Annotated in this window: 15 protein-coding genes; 8 read left to right on the forward strand and 7 right to left on the reverse strand. The window is 59.7% G+C overall.

Annotated features, from left to right (window positions below; translation table 11 throughout):
• The first annotated feature begins 87 nt into the window (after positions 1–87).
• The 8 genes from iscR (at position 88) to iscX (ending at position 6135) form a co-directional block, all read left to right on the forward strand.
• On the forward strand, positions 88–615 hold the full coding sequence (gene iscR / locus GSQ93_RS16230; protein ID WP_047896460.1) for a Fe-S cluster assembly transcriptional regulator IscR: 528 nt from the start codon (positions 88–90) through the stop codon (positions 613–615).
• Between the two features lie 88 nt (positions 616–703).
• Positions 704–1927, forward strand: a complete 1224-nt coding sequence (locus tag GSQ93_RS16235) for an IscS subfamily cysteine desulfurase (protein ID WP_158936664.1) — start codon at positions 704–706, stop codon at positions 1925–1927.
• A 93-nt stretch (positions 1928–2020) separates the two neighbouring features.
• Positions 2021–2449: a Fe-S cluster assembly scaffold IscU gene (gene iscU, locus GSQ93_RS16240; protein ID WP_158936665.1), complete on the forward strand. Its 429-nt coding sequence runs from the start codon at positions 2021–2023 to the stop codon at positions 2447–2449.
• Positions 2450–2624: 175 nt separating this feature from the next.
• On the forward strand, positions 2625–2948 hold the full coding sequence (iscA, locus tag GSQ93_RS16245) for an iron-sulfur cluster assembly protein IscA (RefSeq protein WP_158936666.1): 324 nt from the start codon (positions 2625–2627) through the stop codon (positions 2946–2948).
• Between the two features lie 99 nt (positions 2949–3047).
• Positions 3048–3572, forward strand: a complete 525-nt coding sequence (gene hscB, locus GSQ93_RS16250; RefSeq protein ID WP_158936667.1) for a Fe-S protein assembly co-chaperone HscB — start codon at positions 3048–3050, stop codon at positions 3570–3572.
• Positions 3573–3632: 60 nt separating this feature from the next.
• Entirely contained in the window at positions 3633–5498 is a 1866-nt protein-coding gene (hscA, locus tag GSQ93_RS16255) for a Fe-S protein assembly chaperone HscA (protein WP_158936668.1), read from the forward strand.
• Between the two features lie 61 nt (positions 5499–5559).
• Positions 5560–5901, forward strand: a complete 342-nt coding sequence (gene fdx, locus GSQ93_RS16260) for an ISC system 2Fe-2S type ferredoxin (RefSeq protein ID WP_158936669.1) — start codon at positions 5560–5562, stop codon at positions 5899–5901.
• 36 nt (positions 5902–5937) lie between these two features.
• Entirely contained in the window at positions 5938–6135 is a 198-nt protein-coding gene (gene iscX, locus GSQ93_RS16265) for a Fe-S cluster assembly protein IscX (RefSeq protein ID WP_031363898.1), read from the forward strand.
• A 135-nt stretch (positions 6136–6270) separates the two neighbouring features.
• Here the strand turns inward: iscX and GSQ93_RS16270 are convergent, their stop codons facing one another.
• The 7 genes from GSQ93_RS16270 to GSQ93_RS16300 all read right to left on the reverse strand — a co-directional run bounded on the left by GSQ93_RS16270 (position 6271) and on the right by GSQ93_RS16300 (position 14136).
• A complete protein-coding gene (locus GSQ93_RS16270) occupies positions 6271–7017 on the reverse strand; it encodes a glycine zipper 2TM domain-containing protein (RefSeq protein WP_158936670.1) in 747 nt (248 codons plus the stop codon).
• A gap of 317 nt (positions 7018–7334) precedes the next feature.
• Positions 7335–8861, reverse strand: coding sequence for a lysine--tRNA ligase (lysS, locus tag GSQ93_RS16275; protein WP_158936671.1), 1527 nt, complete (start codon positions 8859–8861; stop codon positions 7335–7337).
• Positions 8862–9170: 309 nt separating this feature from the next.
• Positions 9171–10275, reverse strand: a protein-coding gene (gene prfB, locus GSQ93_RS16280) for a peptide chain release factor 2 (protein ID WP_158936672.1) whose coding sequence is annotated in 2 segments (ribosomal slippage) — positions 9171–10193 and positions 10195–10275 — 1104 coding nt in all. Because the reading frame shifts where the segments join, the coding sequence is not laid out codon by codon here.
• A 105-nt stretch (positions 10276–10380) separates the two neighbouring features.
• Positions 10381–12087, reverse strand: coding sequence for a single-stranded-DNA-specific exonuclease RecJ (gene recJ / locus GSQ93_RS16285; protein WP_158936673.1), 1707 nt, complete (start codon positions 12085–12087; stop codon positions 10381–10383).
• Positions 12088–12129: 42 nt separating this feature from the next.
• Positions 12130–13239: a regulator gene (locus GSQ93_RS16290; RefSeq protein WP_158936674.1), complete on the reverse strand. Its 1110-nt coding sequence runs from the start codon at positions 13237–13239 to the stop codon at positions 12130–12132.
• A gap of 294 nt (positions 13240–13533) precedes the next feature.
• The gene (locus GSQ93_RS16295; RefSeq protein WP_158936675.1) at positions 13534–13836 is read right to left on the reverse strand and encodes a HigA family addiction module antitoxin; all 303 of its coding nucleotides are present in this window, start codon (positions 13834–13836) and stop codon (positions 13534–13536) included.
• A gap of 12 nt (positions 13837–13848) precedes the next feature.
• A complete protein-coding gene (locus tag GSQ93_RS16300; RefSeq protein WP_158936676.1) occupies positions 13849–14136 on the reverse strand; it encodes a type II toxin-antitoxin system RelE/ParE family toxin in 288 nt (95 codons plus the stop codon).
• Between the last annotated feature and the right edge of the window lie 158 nt (positions 14137–14294).

The following is a 14294-nucleotide window of genomic DNA, read 5'->3' on the forward strand; positions in this document are numbered from 1 at the left end:
CCGTAGATACTTGACTAAATCCGTAGGCTATTTATACTTGACCAAAATCATCCAGTATTAGCCGTAGCCCCCGGTAGCTTACAAATTATGAGACTCACCACGAAAGGCCGTTTCGCCGTCACGGCGATGATCGACCTGGCTTTACGCCAGGAGCAGGGCCCGGTGACGCTGGCAGGAATCAGCCAGCGCCAGCATATCTCGTTGTCTTATCTCGAACAGTTGTTCGGCAAGTTGCGCCGGCACGAGATTGTCGAGTCGGTGCGCGGTCCGGGCGGTGGATACAATCTGGCGCGCCGTGCCGAGAACGTCACGGTCGCGGACATCATTATTGCGGTGGACGAGCCTATCGACGCCACGCAATGCGGTGGCAAAGGTGCTTGCGAAGGCACCAAGCAGCACGACGGCCACTGCATGACCCACGAACTCTGGTCCACGCTCAATCAGAAGATGGTTGAGTATCTCGACTCGGTCTCGCTGAAAGATCTCGTTGACCAGCAGCGCGCACGCGAAGGATCACCCGCGGTATTGCGTGACCGGCGTGCCGAATCGGCGGGCGTGGAACCCGTGCGCGTGGCGCCCAAAGGACCGAATTCCGTTTTCAACCTGGCCGGCTGACGGCTGCCGCGTTTATTCGAGCCTTTATTCGAAAATGCGGCCGTCTCGCCTTGAACGAGCCAATTGAGTTAAATCCCCGGAGCAACTGATGAACAACGACATTCCCCATCTGCCCATTTACATGGACTACAGCGCGACGACCCCGGTTGATCCGCGCGTGGTGGACAAGATGATTCCGTATCTGCGCGAGCAGTTTGGCAATCCGGCATCGCGTAGTCACCAATACGGCTGGGATGCGGAGCGGGCGGTCGAGGAAGCGCGCGAGAACGTTGCGAAGCTGGTCAATTGCGACCCGCGCGAGATCATCTGGACGTCGGGCGCCACCGAATCGGACAACCTCGCCATCAAGGGCGCGGCGCATTTTTATAAGAGCAAGGGCAAGCACATCATTACGGTGAAGACCGAGCACAAGGCTGTGCTCGATACCTGCCGTGAACTCGAACGCGAAGGTTTTGAAGTCACGTACCTCGATGTGAAGGACGACGGTTTGCTCGACCTGGACAAGCTTCAGGCAGCCATCCGTCCGGACACCATCCTGGTTTCCGTGATGAGCGTGAACAACGAGATCGGCGTGATCCAGGACGTGGCTGCGATCGGTGAGATCACGCGTGCCAAGGGCATCATATTCCACGTCGATGCAGCGCAAGCGACCGGCAAGATCGAGATCGATCTGCAAAAACAGAAGGTCGATTTGATGTCGTTTTCGGCGCACAAGACGTACGGCCCGAAGGGTATCGGCGCGTTGTTCGTGCGTCGCAAGCCGCGTATCCGCATTGAAGCGCAAATGCACGGCGGCGGTCATGAGCGCGGCATGCGTTCGGGCACGCTGGCCACGCATCAGATCGTCGGCATGGGCGAGGCGTTCCGGATCGCCCGTGAAGAAATGGCAACGGAAAACGAGCGCGTGCGCATGTTGCGCGACCGTTTGCTGAACGGCTTGAAGGAGATGGAAGAGGTGTATGTGAACGGCGACATGGACACCCGTGTGCCGCATAACCTCAACATCAGCTTCAACTTTGTTGAAGGCGAATCGCTGATCATGGCGGTGAAGGACGTGGCGGTATCGTCTGGTTCGGCATGTACGTCGGCCTCGCTGGAACCGTCTTATGTGCTGCGGGCGCTTGGCCGCAACGACGAACTCGCGCACAGCTCGATCCGTTTTACGGTCGGCCGTTTCACGACCGAGCAGGACGTCGATTACGTGATCAACTTGCTCAAGGGCAAGATTCAGAAATTGCGCGATCTGTCGCCGCTTTGGGAAATGCATAAGGACGGTATCGACATTTCGTCGATCCAGTGGGCTGCGCATTAAGCGCCTGGCTGGCCGCTTTGATGGCGGCTCATTTGCGCTCACGTTAGAACACACACGCGAACGCACACGCATACGAATTCAAGGAGTTTGATCATGGCTTATAGCGACAAGGTTCTGGACCACTACGAAAACCCGCGCAACGTCGGCTCGTTCGGTAAAGACGATGACACCGTCGGCACCGGCATGGTCGGTGCGCCGGCATGCGGCGACGTGATGAAGCTGCAGATCCGCGTGGGCGCGGATGGTGTGATCGAAGATGCGAAGTTCAAGACGTATGGCTGCGGTTCGGCTATTGCTTCCAGCTCGCTCGTGACCGAGTGGGTGAAGGGCAAGACGCTGGATCAGGCGCTGAGCATCAAGAACACGCATATCGCTGAAGAACTGGCGCTGCCGCCGGTGAAGATCCACTGTTCGATCCTGGCCGAAGACGCAATCAAGGCTGCCGTTGCCGATTACAAGCAACGTCATGGCGCGAGCACGGCAGAAGCTGCTCCGGTTGAAGCGAAGCAGCACGCGGCTTAAGCGGTAGATAAGCGGCAATCAAGTTTCGGGAAGGGCGCTTGGATAATGAGTTGGTCGAGCAGTTAGCTGATCAGTTGACTTCTTCAGGCGCTCTGGTTTTCGATTCAAAGCAAGGCTGCAGCGTAGCGGTCGGAGAAGCGATTGACTCCGGACGAGCGGCTGCTGATGAGAGACTATGGCAATCACGTTGACGGACAAAGCAGCACAACACGTGCAGAAGTACCTGGTTCGGCGCGGCAAGGGCGTTGGCCTGCGCGTCGGCGTGCGCACAACCGGCTGCTCGGGCCTCGCTTACAAGCTCGAGTATGTGGACGAACTCGCGCCGGAAGACAAGGTGTTCGAGTCGTCCGGCGTGAAGATCATTGTCGATCCGAAGAGCCTTGCTTATATCGACGGCACGGAACTGGATTTCGCGCGCGAAGGGCTGAATGAAGGGTTCAAGTTCAACAACCCAAACGTGAAAGACGAGTGCGGTTGCGGCGAATCGTTTCGCGTATAGCGCGGCGCAAGAACAGCAAAGAGGCGGCGCGTGCCGCCTTTTTCTTTAGTGCCGCGGGTTTAGAAGTTTCTCTCATTTCTGCTTCCGCTCAAGTTCACTATGGCAACGCTCAACGACAGTCACTTCGATCTGTTCGACCTCCCGCCGACTTATGCCATCGATGCAAAAACGCTCGATGACGCGTACCGGACGGTGCAGGCACAGGTTCATCCCGATCGTTTTGCGGCCGCTGGCGATGCGCAAAAACGCGTCGCCATGCAGTGGGCCACGCGCGCCAACGAGGCGTATCAGACGCTGCGCGATCCGCTGAAACGGGCGACCTACATGTTGTCGCTGCGCGGCGTGCATGCCGATGCAGAGAACAACACCGCGATGGAACCGGCCTTCCTGATGCAGCAAATGGAATGGCGCGAAAACATAGAGGACGCGGCGGACGCTAAAAACCTCGGCGCACTCGAAGACTTGCTCCGTGAGTTGCGCGATCAGGAACGCATCCGCTTCGAGAAACTGGCGGCGCTGATTGACAGCCACTCGGACCAGGCAGCGAGCGAAGCCGTGCGCCAGCTGATGTTTATTGAACGCGTGGCGAGCGAGATCGGCGTGCAGATCGAGAAGCTCGACTGAGTTTGACCAGTTCCGTGTTCCAGACAAAACCAGACGACACCAACCCCCAATAGATCAACGATGGCTTTACTGCAAATTTCAGAACCCGGCATGGCTCCGGCGCCGCATCAGCGGCGGGTAGCTGTGGGCATCGACCTTGGTACGACCAATTCGCTGGTTGCCGCCGTGCGCAACAGCGTGGCTGAAGTGCTGCCCGACGAAGACGGCCATTACCTGCTGCCGTCGGTGGTCCGGTATCTGGAGAAGGGCGGGCGGCGTATCGGTCGCGTGGCGAAGGAAGAAGCGGCGCTCGATCCGCGCAATACCATTGTGTCGGTGAAGCGCTTCATGGGCCGCGGCAAAAGCGAAGTGGAAGGGGCGGAAAACGCGCCGTACGATTTCGTCGATGCGCCGGGCATGGTGCAGATTCGTACCGTCGATGGCATCAAAAGTCCGGTGGAAGTATCGGCGGAAATTTTGGCGACGCTGCGATATCGCGCGGAAGATACGCTGGCCGACGAGCTGGTCGGCGCAGTGATCACGGTGCCCGCGTACTTCGATGAAGCCCAGCGGCAAGCTACGAAAGACGCCGCGAAACTCGCCGGCTTGAACGTGCTGCGCTTGCTGAACGAACCGACCGCCGCGGCGATTGCGTACGGGCTGGACAATGCATCGGAAGGCTTGTACGCCGTATATGACCTGGGCGGTGGCACCTTCGATCTATCGATTCTCAAGCTCACCAAAGGCGTGTTCGAAGTGCTCGCGGCGGGCGGCGATTCAGCGCTCGGCGGCGACGATTTCGATGCGGTGTTGTATCGGCACGTGCTGGTGAAATCCAAGGTAACGCCTGCAACGCCTGAAGACGTGCGTCTGCTGCTGGACCGCGTGCGAACGGCTAAGGAAGCGCTGTCGGATACATCCGAGGCCACCATTCAGGCCACGTTGTCCGATGGCAAGCAAATCGATTTCACGGTCACCGAAAGCGATTTCGCCACGCTGACTGAAGCGCTGGTCGCCCGCACCTTGACCCCCACGCGCAAAGCCTTGCGCGACGCCAAAGTGGCGCCCGCCGAGATCAAGGGTGTAGTGCTCGTTGGCGGTGCTACCCGCATGCCGGTGATCCGTCGCGCGGTGGAAACCTACTTCGGCCAGCCGCCGTTGACCAATCTCGACCCGGATCAGGTCGTGGCGCTCGGCGCCGCCATCCAGGCGGATTTGCTGGCGGGAAATCGTCGCGGTGAAGGCGATGACTGGCTGCTGCTCGATGTCATTCCGCTGTCGCTCGGTGTTGAGACCATGGGCGGATTGACCGAGAAGATCATCCCGCGCAACTCGACCATTCCGGTCGCGCGCGCGCAGGATTTCACCACCTTCAAAGACGGCCAGACAGCGATGGCAATCCACGTCGTGCAAGGCGAGCGCGAGCTGGTCTCGGACTGCCGTTCGCTCGCACGCTTCGAGTTGCGCGGCATTCCCGCGATGGCCGCCGGCGCTGCGCGCATTCGCGTGACGTATCAGGTGGACGCGGACGGGTTGTTGTCCGTGTTCGCGCGTGAGCAATTGTCGGGCGTAGAGGCGTCGGTAGTGGTGAAGCCATCCTACGGCCTCGCCGATGACGACGTCGCGCGCATGCTGGAAGAAAGCTTCACGACCGCCGAAGTCGACATGCGCGCCCGCGCGTTGCGCGAGGCTCAGGTCGACGCGCAACGTCTGGTGGAAGCATCGCAGGCGGCGCTTGGCGTGGACGGCGAACTGCTGGACGACGCGGAGCGAGTCAACATTGACGCGCTGATCGTCAAGCTCGCGGCGGTCACGGGCGGCGATAGCGTCGATGCCATCGAAACGGCGACGAAGGAACTTGCCGCCGCCACCGATGAATTCGCTGCGCGCCGCATGAACAAGAGCATTCGCCGTGCGCTAGCCGGCCGCAGGCTCGACGAAGTCTGATCGAGTCCGACTAATCGCCGAGCCTCTCACGTACAAAGAAACAAAGAACGGAAAGAAATTCATGCCCCAGATCGTAGTATTACCCCACGTGGAATTGTGTCCTGATGGCGCGGTGATCGACGCGGATACGTCGAAGAGCATTTGCGACAACCTGTTGGACAACGGCATCGAGATTGAACATGCGTGTGAAAAATCGTGCGCGTGCACGACGTGTCACGTGATCATTCGTGAGGGTTTCAACGCGCTTGTGCCGTCGGAGGAAGACGAGGACGATTTGCTCGACAAGGCCTGGGGACTTGAGCCGACGTCGCGGTTATCATGTCAGGCGATGGCGCCGGTTGACGAGGATCTGGTTGTCGAGCTCCCGCGCTACACCATCAATCACGCCAAAGAGAATCACTGAACTTAAATCAGCGACCACGAGACAGGAGCGCTCGCCATGAAGTGGACAGACACGCAGGATATCGCGATGGCACTGACCGACGCGCATCAGAACGTCGATCCGCAATTCGTGCGATTTACGGATTTGCATCGCTGGGTGACGGAGCTGCCGGGGTTCGACGACGACCCTGAGCGCTCCAACGAGAAGATTCTCGAAGCGATCCAGGCGGCGTGGATTGAAGACGCGGACTATTAAATCCGGCTGGTTTTCTTGAGCTAAAACGCTGCGGACAAAGCAAAACGGCGATTCCTTCTGGAATCGCCGTTTTGCTTTCATGGCTTCGTTCGTTAAGCCGAGGCGACGTCGCGTGCCAACGAGTCAGCCTACAGATCAGCCCGCGGCCAGCGTGCCGTTTTCTATCCGCACGCGTTGCCCTTGGCTGAACGGCGGCGGCTGGCGATACGTGAAGTAACGCGTCTTGCCGCTTTCCATCCGCACACGTACCGAATAATCGGTTTCGCTGCGCAGATGTTTTTCGACCGCATTGCCGCCCAGGCCACCGCCGAGCGCGCCGAGGATCGTCATGCCAGTTCGGCCGCCTCCGCGTCCGAACTGATTTCCGATAAGACCGCCTGCGACCGCGCCGCCCACCGCACCAATGCCGGTTCCCTGGCCTTCATGCCGTACGGATGAGATTGCTTCCACCGTGCCGCAAGTCGAGCAGTAGGCCGGTTGAGCGGGCTGCTGCTGTGCGTAGTTGGGTTGTTGTACAGGTTGTTGCTGCGCCACCTGAGGGGCCGGCTGTTGCTGCTGTTGCTGCTGTTGCTGAGCTGCCAGGGCCGCCGCGCGCTGCTGAGCTTGCTGTTGAGCAAGCTGGTCTTGTTGTGCCTGCTGTGCCTGTTGTTGCTGAGCGGCAGTGGGCTCGGCCGGTTGGGTAGCGACCTGTGCGGCTTGGGTTTGATCGGTGGTCGACGAGGTGCTCGACGCTTTCGGGAACAATCCCGTGACCGCTGCCGTGGCAGCAAGGCTTGCAATGATCACCGCGCCAGCGGCAGTTGCCACCAGCGGATGAATCTTCCGCTCGCGCGGCGCGCCAGGGTTCGGTGAATTCGATGTGGTCATGTTGCTGTTATCCATTTTTGGACCTCCGTCTCAAGGCAGAGTGTGGCGTTACCGGGTGTGACACTGCTTGCTCACAGAAGCAGTGTCGAACAATCTGCAGCGTAAGGTTTGTCAATTTGTAACGTTTTCAGGCATCCATCAGAGGCAAGAAACGCACCGGGTTGAACCCGTACTCACTAGCCTTGTTTTACAAGGGTTTTCCAGATTAGAGCCGCGTCGAGCGGTAGCCTTGGGCAGCGGCTTTTACCGAAAGTTACAAAATGAACCGTTCTTCAGAACACAAAAAAGGCGCCGAAGCGCCTTTTTTACAAACTATCCCGATAGTGCGCGAGTCAGTCTTCGCGACGCAGATGCGGGAAGAGAATGACGTCGCGGATGCTCGGGCTATCGGTCAGCAGCATGACCAGCCGGTCGATACCAATCCCGCAACCCCCTGTCGGCGGCATGCCATGTTCCAGTGCGCGAATGTAGTCTGCGTCGTAGAACATGGCTTCTTCGTCGCCGGCATCCTTTTGATCGACTTGTGCCTGGAACCGCGCGGCCTGATCTTCCGGATCGTTCAACTCCGAGAAGCCGTTTGCGATTTCGCGGCCCACGATGAACAACTCGAAGCGTTCCGTGATACCCGGAGCCGTATCGGATGCCCGCGCCAACGGCGAGACTTCGAGCGGATAGTCGACAATAAACGTCGGCTCCCACAATTGCGATTCGGCCGTTTCTTCGAACAACGCGAGCTGCAGCGAGCCCACTCCCGCGTTCAAGAACTGCGGCTGCGATGCATCGACGCCGAACTTCTTCAACTCGGTGCGCAGGAACGCGATATCGGCGAGTTGTTCGTTCGTGTATTGCGGCGCGTATTTCTGGATCGCTTCGCAGATCGTCAACCGATGGAACGGCTTCGACAAATCCAGTTCACGCCCCTGATACACAATGTTCGCGTTACCACGCGCATCGACAGCCGCTTGACGGATTAGCGCTTCGGTGAAGTCCATCATCCAAGTGTAGTCCGTGTATGCGGCGTAAAACTCCATCATCGTGAACTCGGGGTTGTGTCGCGGCGACACCCCTTCGTTCCGGAAATTGCGGTTAATTTCGAACACGCGCTCGAAGCCGCCGACCACCAGCCGCTTCAAATACAGTTCGGGCGCAATGCGCAGGAACATCTGCATGTCGAGCGCGTTGTGATGCGTGACGAACGGCTTCGCGGCGGCGCCACCGGGAATCGGGTGCAGCATCGGCGTTTCCACTTCCATGAAATCCGCCTTCGCCATGAAACTGCGAATCGACGCGAACGCCTTCGTGCGGGCAATAAACGTCTGGCGCGTTTCCGGCGTCACGATCAGGTCGACATAACGCTGGCGATAGCGCATTTCCTGATCGGCGAGGCCGTGGAATTTATCGGGAAGAGGGCGCAGCGCTTTGGTCAGCAGGCGCAGTTCCGTGCATCGCACCGACAATTCGCCCTTGTTCGTGCGGAACAGGACGCCCTTCGTCGCGATGATGTCGCCCAGGTCCCACTTCTTGAACGCGTCGTAGACTTCCTGGCCGACGTCGGCGGGCGTGATGAAGAACTGGATCTGGCCGCTGCCGTCTTGCACCGTCGCAAAACTCGCCTTGCCCATCACGCGTTTCAACATCATCCGGCCCGCGACCGCGACTTGCAGCGGCTCGGCTTCGAGCGCTTCTTTGTCTTTATCGGCGTAGTTGGATTGCAGCGCGGCGGCTTGGTGCGTCGGCCGGAAATCGTTCGGAAACGCGATTCCCTGCTCACGCAGCGCACGCAGTTTGTCGCGACGCTCGGCGAGGATCTGGTTTTCTTCCAGTTCGGGAGCTGCGCCCGGCTGAGTCGGTTCGGTCATGATGTGTTTGGCTTTGAGTGCGATGAATGCGGCTTGGCCGTGGGCCTGATGCTGCGTTTAGCTGTCTGCGTTTCGATGCATCAACGATCACGATTACTTCAACGTTGAAACACAGCACTAAAACACAGGCCACACGGATGGTCGCAAATATTAGCGAGGCAACGCTGCGATGTGTCGCCGCTATATTGCTGCAAATCGTTACTGCAATGGATTGCTGCAGACGAAGGAGAGAGGAGCGGTTGGCGCGGCTTGTTTGACCAATGCCCCGCCAACCCCGCGCCGTTTGCTCGCGGTCTGCTCGCCTGTTACCTATACGCCCTGTTTAAGACTTGCGCCGATGAAGTCGTCAAGGTCGCCGTCCAGCACGGCTTTCGTGTTGCTGATTTCCACGTTCGTGCGCAAATCCTTGATGCGGCTGTTATCCAGCACGTACGAGCGAATCTGGTGACCCCAGCCCACGTCGGTCTTGCTGTTTTCCAGATTGTCTTTCTCAACCTGGCGCTTGCGCATCTCGAACTCGTACAGTTTCGCTTTCAGCATCTGCATGGCTTCGGCGCGGTTACGGTGTTGCGAGCGGTCGTTCTGGCACTGCACGACGATTCCCGTGGGCGCGTGAGTCAGGCGCACGGCCGAATCAGTCTTGTTGATGTGCTGGCCGCCGGCGCCGGATGCGCGATATGTGTCGGTGCGAATGTCAGCCGGATTGATATCGATTTCGATGGAATCGTCGACTTCCGGATACACGAAGATCGATGAAAACGACGTATGGCGTCCGCCTGATGAGTCGAAGGGCGATTTGCGCACGAGGCGGTGAACGCCCGTTTCCGTGCGCAGAAAACCGTAGGCGTATTCGCCTTCGACCTTGATGGTCGCGCTCTTGATACCGGCAACGTCACCATCGGATTCTTCCAGGACTTCGGTCTTGAACCCTTTACGCTCGCAGTACCGCAGGTACTGGCGCATCAGCATTGCCGCCCAGTCGCACGCTTCCGTGCCGCCGGCGCCGGCCTGGATATCGATGAAGCAGTTGTTTGGATCGGCCGGGTTCGAGAACATCCGGCGGAATTCCATGTCTTCAACGCGTTTTTCTAGCGCTGCCGTGTCCGCTTCGCATGCGACGAGCGTGTCTTCGTCGTTTTCTTCGCGGGCCATGTCGAAGAGATCTTGCGTGTCGCGCAGATCGTTATCGAGGTCCGTGATGGTCGTGACGACGTTGTCCAGCAGCTTTTTCTCGCGTCCCAGGGCTTGGGCGTTTTTCGAGTCGTTCCAGACGTTCGGGTCTTCTAGTACCCGATTGACTTCTTCAAGACGCAAGGCCTTGTCGTCGTAGTCAAAGATACCCCCGGAGCTCGCCAGCGCGACGGCGCAGGTCGGCGAGGAGGTTCTCGATTGCGTTTAGACGTTCCGCTTCCATTTGATCGTTTTCAGGTTTTTTGGCTAAGAGGGAAATTATAGCTTAGCGAGAGGCGGGTATTGGCGCGTGGATAAGGGTGAGCGCCCTGACCAGTCCGGCGTCTCTTCACCCAACTGCATGCTCAACAATCATTTGTACCCGCGCGACCCCATTCCAGGTATCGGAAACCAGCCGATACGCCACGACGGTGCGAGTGGGCAGGGTTTCCGTGTGATTAAACCAGATGGCGTTGAACCGTTGCTGCCCGCGCCGCAATTGGAGCTTCAAATGCTTGTCCTTGACCAGCGCCTGGGACGCCACTTCAAACTCCCCGGAAAACACCGGCGCCGGAAAGCCTTGCCCCCACACCGCGCCATCGATCAATTCAACAAACTGCGGCGTGAAATAAGCGTCCTCGAGCTCGCCGTCGGTTTCCACCACCCGTGACAAGGCATCCGACGTCAACCACTCGCGTCCAACGGCTTCGAACGCCGCCGTGAACCGCGGAATATCGGCGGTAACAATCGTCATTCCCGCCGCCATTGCATGGCCGCCGAATTTCACGATCATCCCGGGCTCGCGCTTTGAAATCAGATCGACGGCATCGCGCAGATGGAATCCCGGAATCGAGCGTCCCGATCCCTTCGATAGAACCCCGCTCTCATCGGCATGAGCAAATGTGAACGACGGCCGATGAAACTTCTCCTTCAGCCGCCCCGCGACAATCCCGATCACGCCCTGATGCCACGCCGGATTAAATAGCGTCAACGTGGCGGAATCCGCCGGATCAATACTCGCGAGTTCTTCGAGCGCCTGTTCCTGCATCCCGGCCTCGATTTCCCGCCGTTCGCGATTAATCGAATCCAGTTGTTGCGCCAATTCCCATGCGCGGCCGATGTCATCGGTGATCAGGCATTCAATTCCGAGCGACATATCCGATAACCGTCCCGCCGCATTCAGCCGCGGCCCGAGCGCAAAACCGAGATCGAATCCGGAAGCGACACGAGCGTCGCGCGCCGCCGCGCGAAACAGCGCCGCGATGCCCGGTTGCATCCGTCCCGCGCGAATCCGCTTCAAGCCCTGCGCGACGAGGATCCGGTTGTTCGGATCGAGCTTCACGACGTCCGCGACCGTGCCGAGCGCAACCAGATCGAGCAGGCCGTCCAGACGCGGTTCGGGCGCGTCAGTCGTGAACGCATTCCGGCGACGCAACTCCGCCCGTAAGGCCAGCAGCACGTAGAAAATGACCCCCACTCCCGCGATGCACTTGCTCTCAAACGTACAGCCAGGCTGGTTCGGATTGACGATTGCGCGCGCGGGCGGAAGGTCATCGCCGGGTAGATGGTGATCGGTCACCAGCACGTCGATACCCAACGCATTCGCGGCCTCGACGCCATCCACGCTAGCAATGCCGTTATCGACGGTAATCAGCAGATCCGGCTTCCCGCCCGCGCGGCTCGCGGCCAGCGCGACAATTTCGGGCGTCAGGCCATAGCCGTATTCGAACCGGTTCGGCACCAGGTAATCGATCTGCGCGCCAAACATCCGCAAGCCGCGCACGGCAACGGCGCACGCGGTCGCGCCGTCGCAATCGTAGTCGGCGACGACCAGCATGCGGCGTTTCGCCGCGAGCGCATCGGCGAGAACGGCGGCGGCTTCATCGCAACCTTTGAGTCCGACGGGCGCGTGCAATTTCTTGAGTTCGGTCTCGATCTCTTCCGGTGAACACACGCCACGCGATGCATATAGACGCGCAATAACAGGATGAACGCCATGCCGCACGAGGACGGCGGCGTCGGCGGGAGAGGGCGCGCGGGTGACGATTCGGGTCATGCGGACAGGCCGGTGATGATTCGTTTCATTTATTCGCGTCAGTTATTCGATAAGCAGCGCCGCGATCGGACGCCGCCGCCAGAATTTGCGCAACGCGCCGCGCGTGACGGTCAGCGACACGGAGCCGGTGTCGCTGCACAACGTGAGGCGCAACGTACCGAGCGTGCCATTTTCGAGTGCGGCGAGGGCGGGCGCGAACCAGTCGCGCTCCAGCGTGCCGAGCGCGTCGTTCCAGCGAGGCCAATCCTGCTCGATGAACGGCGCGGAAAACGGATCGAGTTCGACAAGCGCGCGGCCTTCGCTGGTCATTTTTGAAGCCATGAAAGCGGCGAAAGATTCCGGCGGCGCTTGCGGCACGATATTCGCGGCGAGCGCAAGGCCGCGCGTGGCCGGCGCGTTCGACGTTACCTGCGCGAACGGGCTCGTCACGCTGCGAAGCGCGCCTTGCGCGTGCAGCCAGATGGAGTTGATTGCGGGCAGGCCACGCGCTTCGCGTGCTTCGTTGAGCGGGTGTTCGAACCACGCCATCTGAACTTCGTTCTGCAGCTTCATCCACGCACGCGAGCGTTCGCCAGTGCCCGCTTCATGCGGCAACCAGATCTCGATATTGCGCCCGCTCGCTCGCAACGGCGACGCGCCCGCCAGGGTGCCGAGACTCGGCCCGGCGACATACCAGCGTGCCGGTTGCGGCGCCTCAATGGTCAGTCCGAGGTCTTCTATCAGCGGCTTGACGACATCGAATAAGGTGCGGCCTTCTTGATCGTCCATGCCCAGCGTCGCCGGATCGATCAGCACTAGATGATCACGCGCGATCCGCACGTGCACCGGTTCGACGCATGCCCAGATGGTGTCGCCGGGCGTTCCGCCGTCGGCGAGCAACATATAGGGCGCGAGCGGCGCTTCGTCGGCGGCTTGCCCGGGCGCATCGTTCACCACGCCGAACTGCCGTGCGATCCAACGTTCGTGCGGCAGCGTGCGCTGGAAATCCTCGCCGATCACGCGCTCATCGAGCGTCGCGCGGGCGAGCAACCGGTCGAGCGCAGGGCGGTCCAGCTTGTGCAGCGCGGTGGCGGCATCCGCAGCCGATGGCAGCGCGAACGGTAAGAGAAGCTGAAGGTCTGGGAGCTTGGGCGTCGGCATGATGCTGCGCATTGTAGGGCAAAGGCCCCGGCGTTTTCCGGGTGCTTGCCGTTTGCCTCGTGTGCGGTACGTTACCTATGGGTGACAACTATTAAGTCATGCGTGGATAGTTGCCGGGCACGAAAAGTGGGCCTTGGACCGCATCAAAGCTGAGACTGGGCGGTCATGGTGAAGGTGCGCGTGTTGCACGCCGGCGCGGGTTTCAGCGCTTGCGAACCGGTTCGCCGACTCAAGTGCGAACGCCTGTGGGTGAAATCCGGAGTCATGGCGCAGCACGTTTCCCCTCACTGCCCTGGCTTTGACCCATCACGCGCGCGACACCTCACGGGGCTCAACCTTGCGATCTATTTCACTGCGCGTCGGCAATGTTTTCAGGTCATACATGGCCTGGAGATTCAGCCAGAACTCGGGTGTTGAGTCGAAGTAGCGCGCAAGGCGATACGCGGTGTCGGCCGTGATACCGCGCCGTTCCTTCACGATTTCATGTAAACGCGTAGCGGGCACATTCAACGCCAGTGCCAGCGCGTTTACGCTCATTTCGAGCGGGACCAGATAGTCTTCCCGCAACACCTCGCCCGGATGAACCGGACGCATGCCATTCTTGGACATGTGCTTCCCTATTCAGTGATAGTCGATGATTTCGACGTCGACGGGACCCTTCGTCGTCCATTTGAAACAAATGCGCCACTGGCCGTTTATGCGAACGCTGAGCTGACCGCGCCGGTCGCCGGAAAGGGATTCGAGCCGGTTGCCGGGCGGCGACTTCAGGTCACGTATTTCCACCGCGGCGTCCAGTGCCGTGAGCCTTCTGATGGCGACATCGGCGATTGCACCAAACCGTTTCGGCGTTCCGCCCTCGTAAAGCGCTTGCGTGTCCTTACATCGGAACGTCAGTATCATTATGTTCATCGTATTACGTTTAGCGTAATACGTCAATAGTTACGACGATGGTCCGTCGCCGCGGCAGAGGCCGGATTTTTGAAGGCGTATTGCCGTGTGGAAGAGCCAGGCAAGTATGAACTGCGGCGTGGGCGTGCGAAATCGTCCGAATGGCCAGCATGGCGGCT

Origin of the sequence: Burkholderia sp. S171, assembly GCF_009766085.1 — a bacterium.
Lineage (GTDB): Bacteria > Pseudomonadota > Gammaproteobacteria > Burkholderiales > Burkholderiaceae > Caballeronia.

Coding starts and splice junctions, on each gene's coding strand:
- iscR (WP_047896460.1), top strand. CDS start 88: ATGAGACTCACCACGAAAGGCCGTTTCGCCGTCACGGCGATGATCGAC.
- GSQ93_RS16235 (WP_158936664.1), top strand. CDS start 704: ATGAACAACGACATTCCCCATCTGCCCATTTACATGGACTACAGCGCG.
- iscU (WP_158936665.1), top strand. CDS start 2,021: ATGGCTTATAGCGACAAGGTTCTGGACCACTACGAAAACCCGCGCAAC.
- iscA (WP_158936666.1), top strand. CDS start 2,625: ATGGCAATCACGTTGACGGACAAAGCAGCACAACACGTGCAGAAGTAC.
- hscB (WP_158936667.1), top strand. CDS start 3,048: ATGGCAACGCTCAACGACAGTCACTTCGATCTGTTCGACCTCCCGCCG.
- hscA (WP_158936668.1), top strand. CDS start 3,633: ATGGCTTTACTGCAAATTTCAGAACCCGGCATGGCTCCGGCGCCGCAT.
- fdx (WP_158936669.1), top strand. CDS start 5,560: ATGCCCCAGATCGTAGTATTACCCCACGTGGAATTGTGTCCTGATGGC.
- iscX (WP_031363898.1), top strand. CDS start 5,938: ATGAAGTGGACAGACACGCAGGATATCGCGATGGCACTGACCGACGCG.
- GSQ93_RS16270 (WP_158936670.1), bottom strand. CDS start 7,017: ATGGATAACAGCAACATGACCACATCGAATTCACCGAACCCTGGCGCG.
- lysS (WP_158936671.1), bottom strand. CDS start 8,861: ATGACCGAACCGACTCAGCCGGGCGCAGCTCCCGAACTGGAAGAAAAC.
- recJ (WP_158936673.1), bottom strand. CDS start 12,087: ATGACCCGAATCGTCACCCGCGCGCCCTCTCCCGCCGACGCCGCCGTC.
- GSQ93_RS16290 (WP_158936674.1), bottom strand. CDS start 13,239: ATGCGCAGCATCATGCCGACGCCCAAGCTCCCAGACCTTCAGCTTCTC.
- GSQ93_RS16295 (WP_158936675.1), bottom strand. CDS start 13,836: ATGTCCAAGAATGGCATGCGTCCGGTTCATCCGGGCGAGGTGTTGCGG.
- GSQ93_RS16300 (WP_158936676.1), bottom strand. CDS start 14,136: ATGAACATAATGATACTGACGTTCCGATGTAAGGACACGCAAGCGCTT.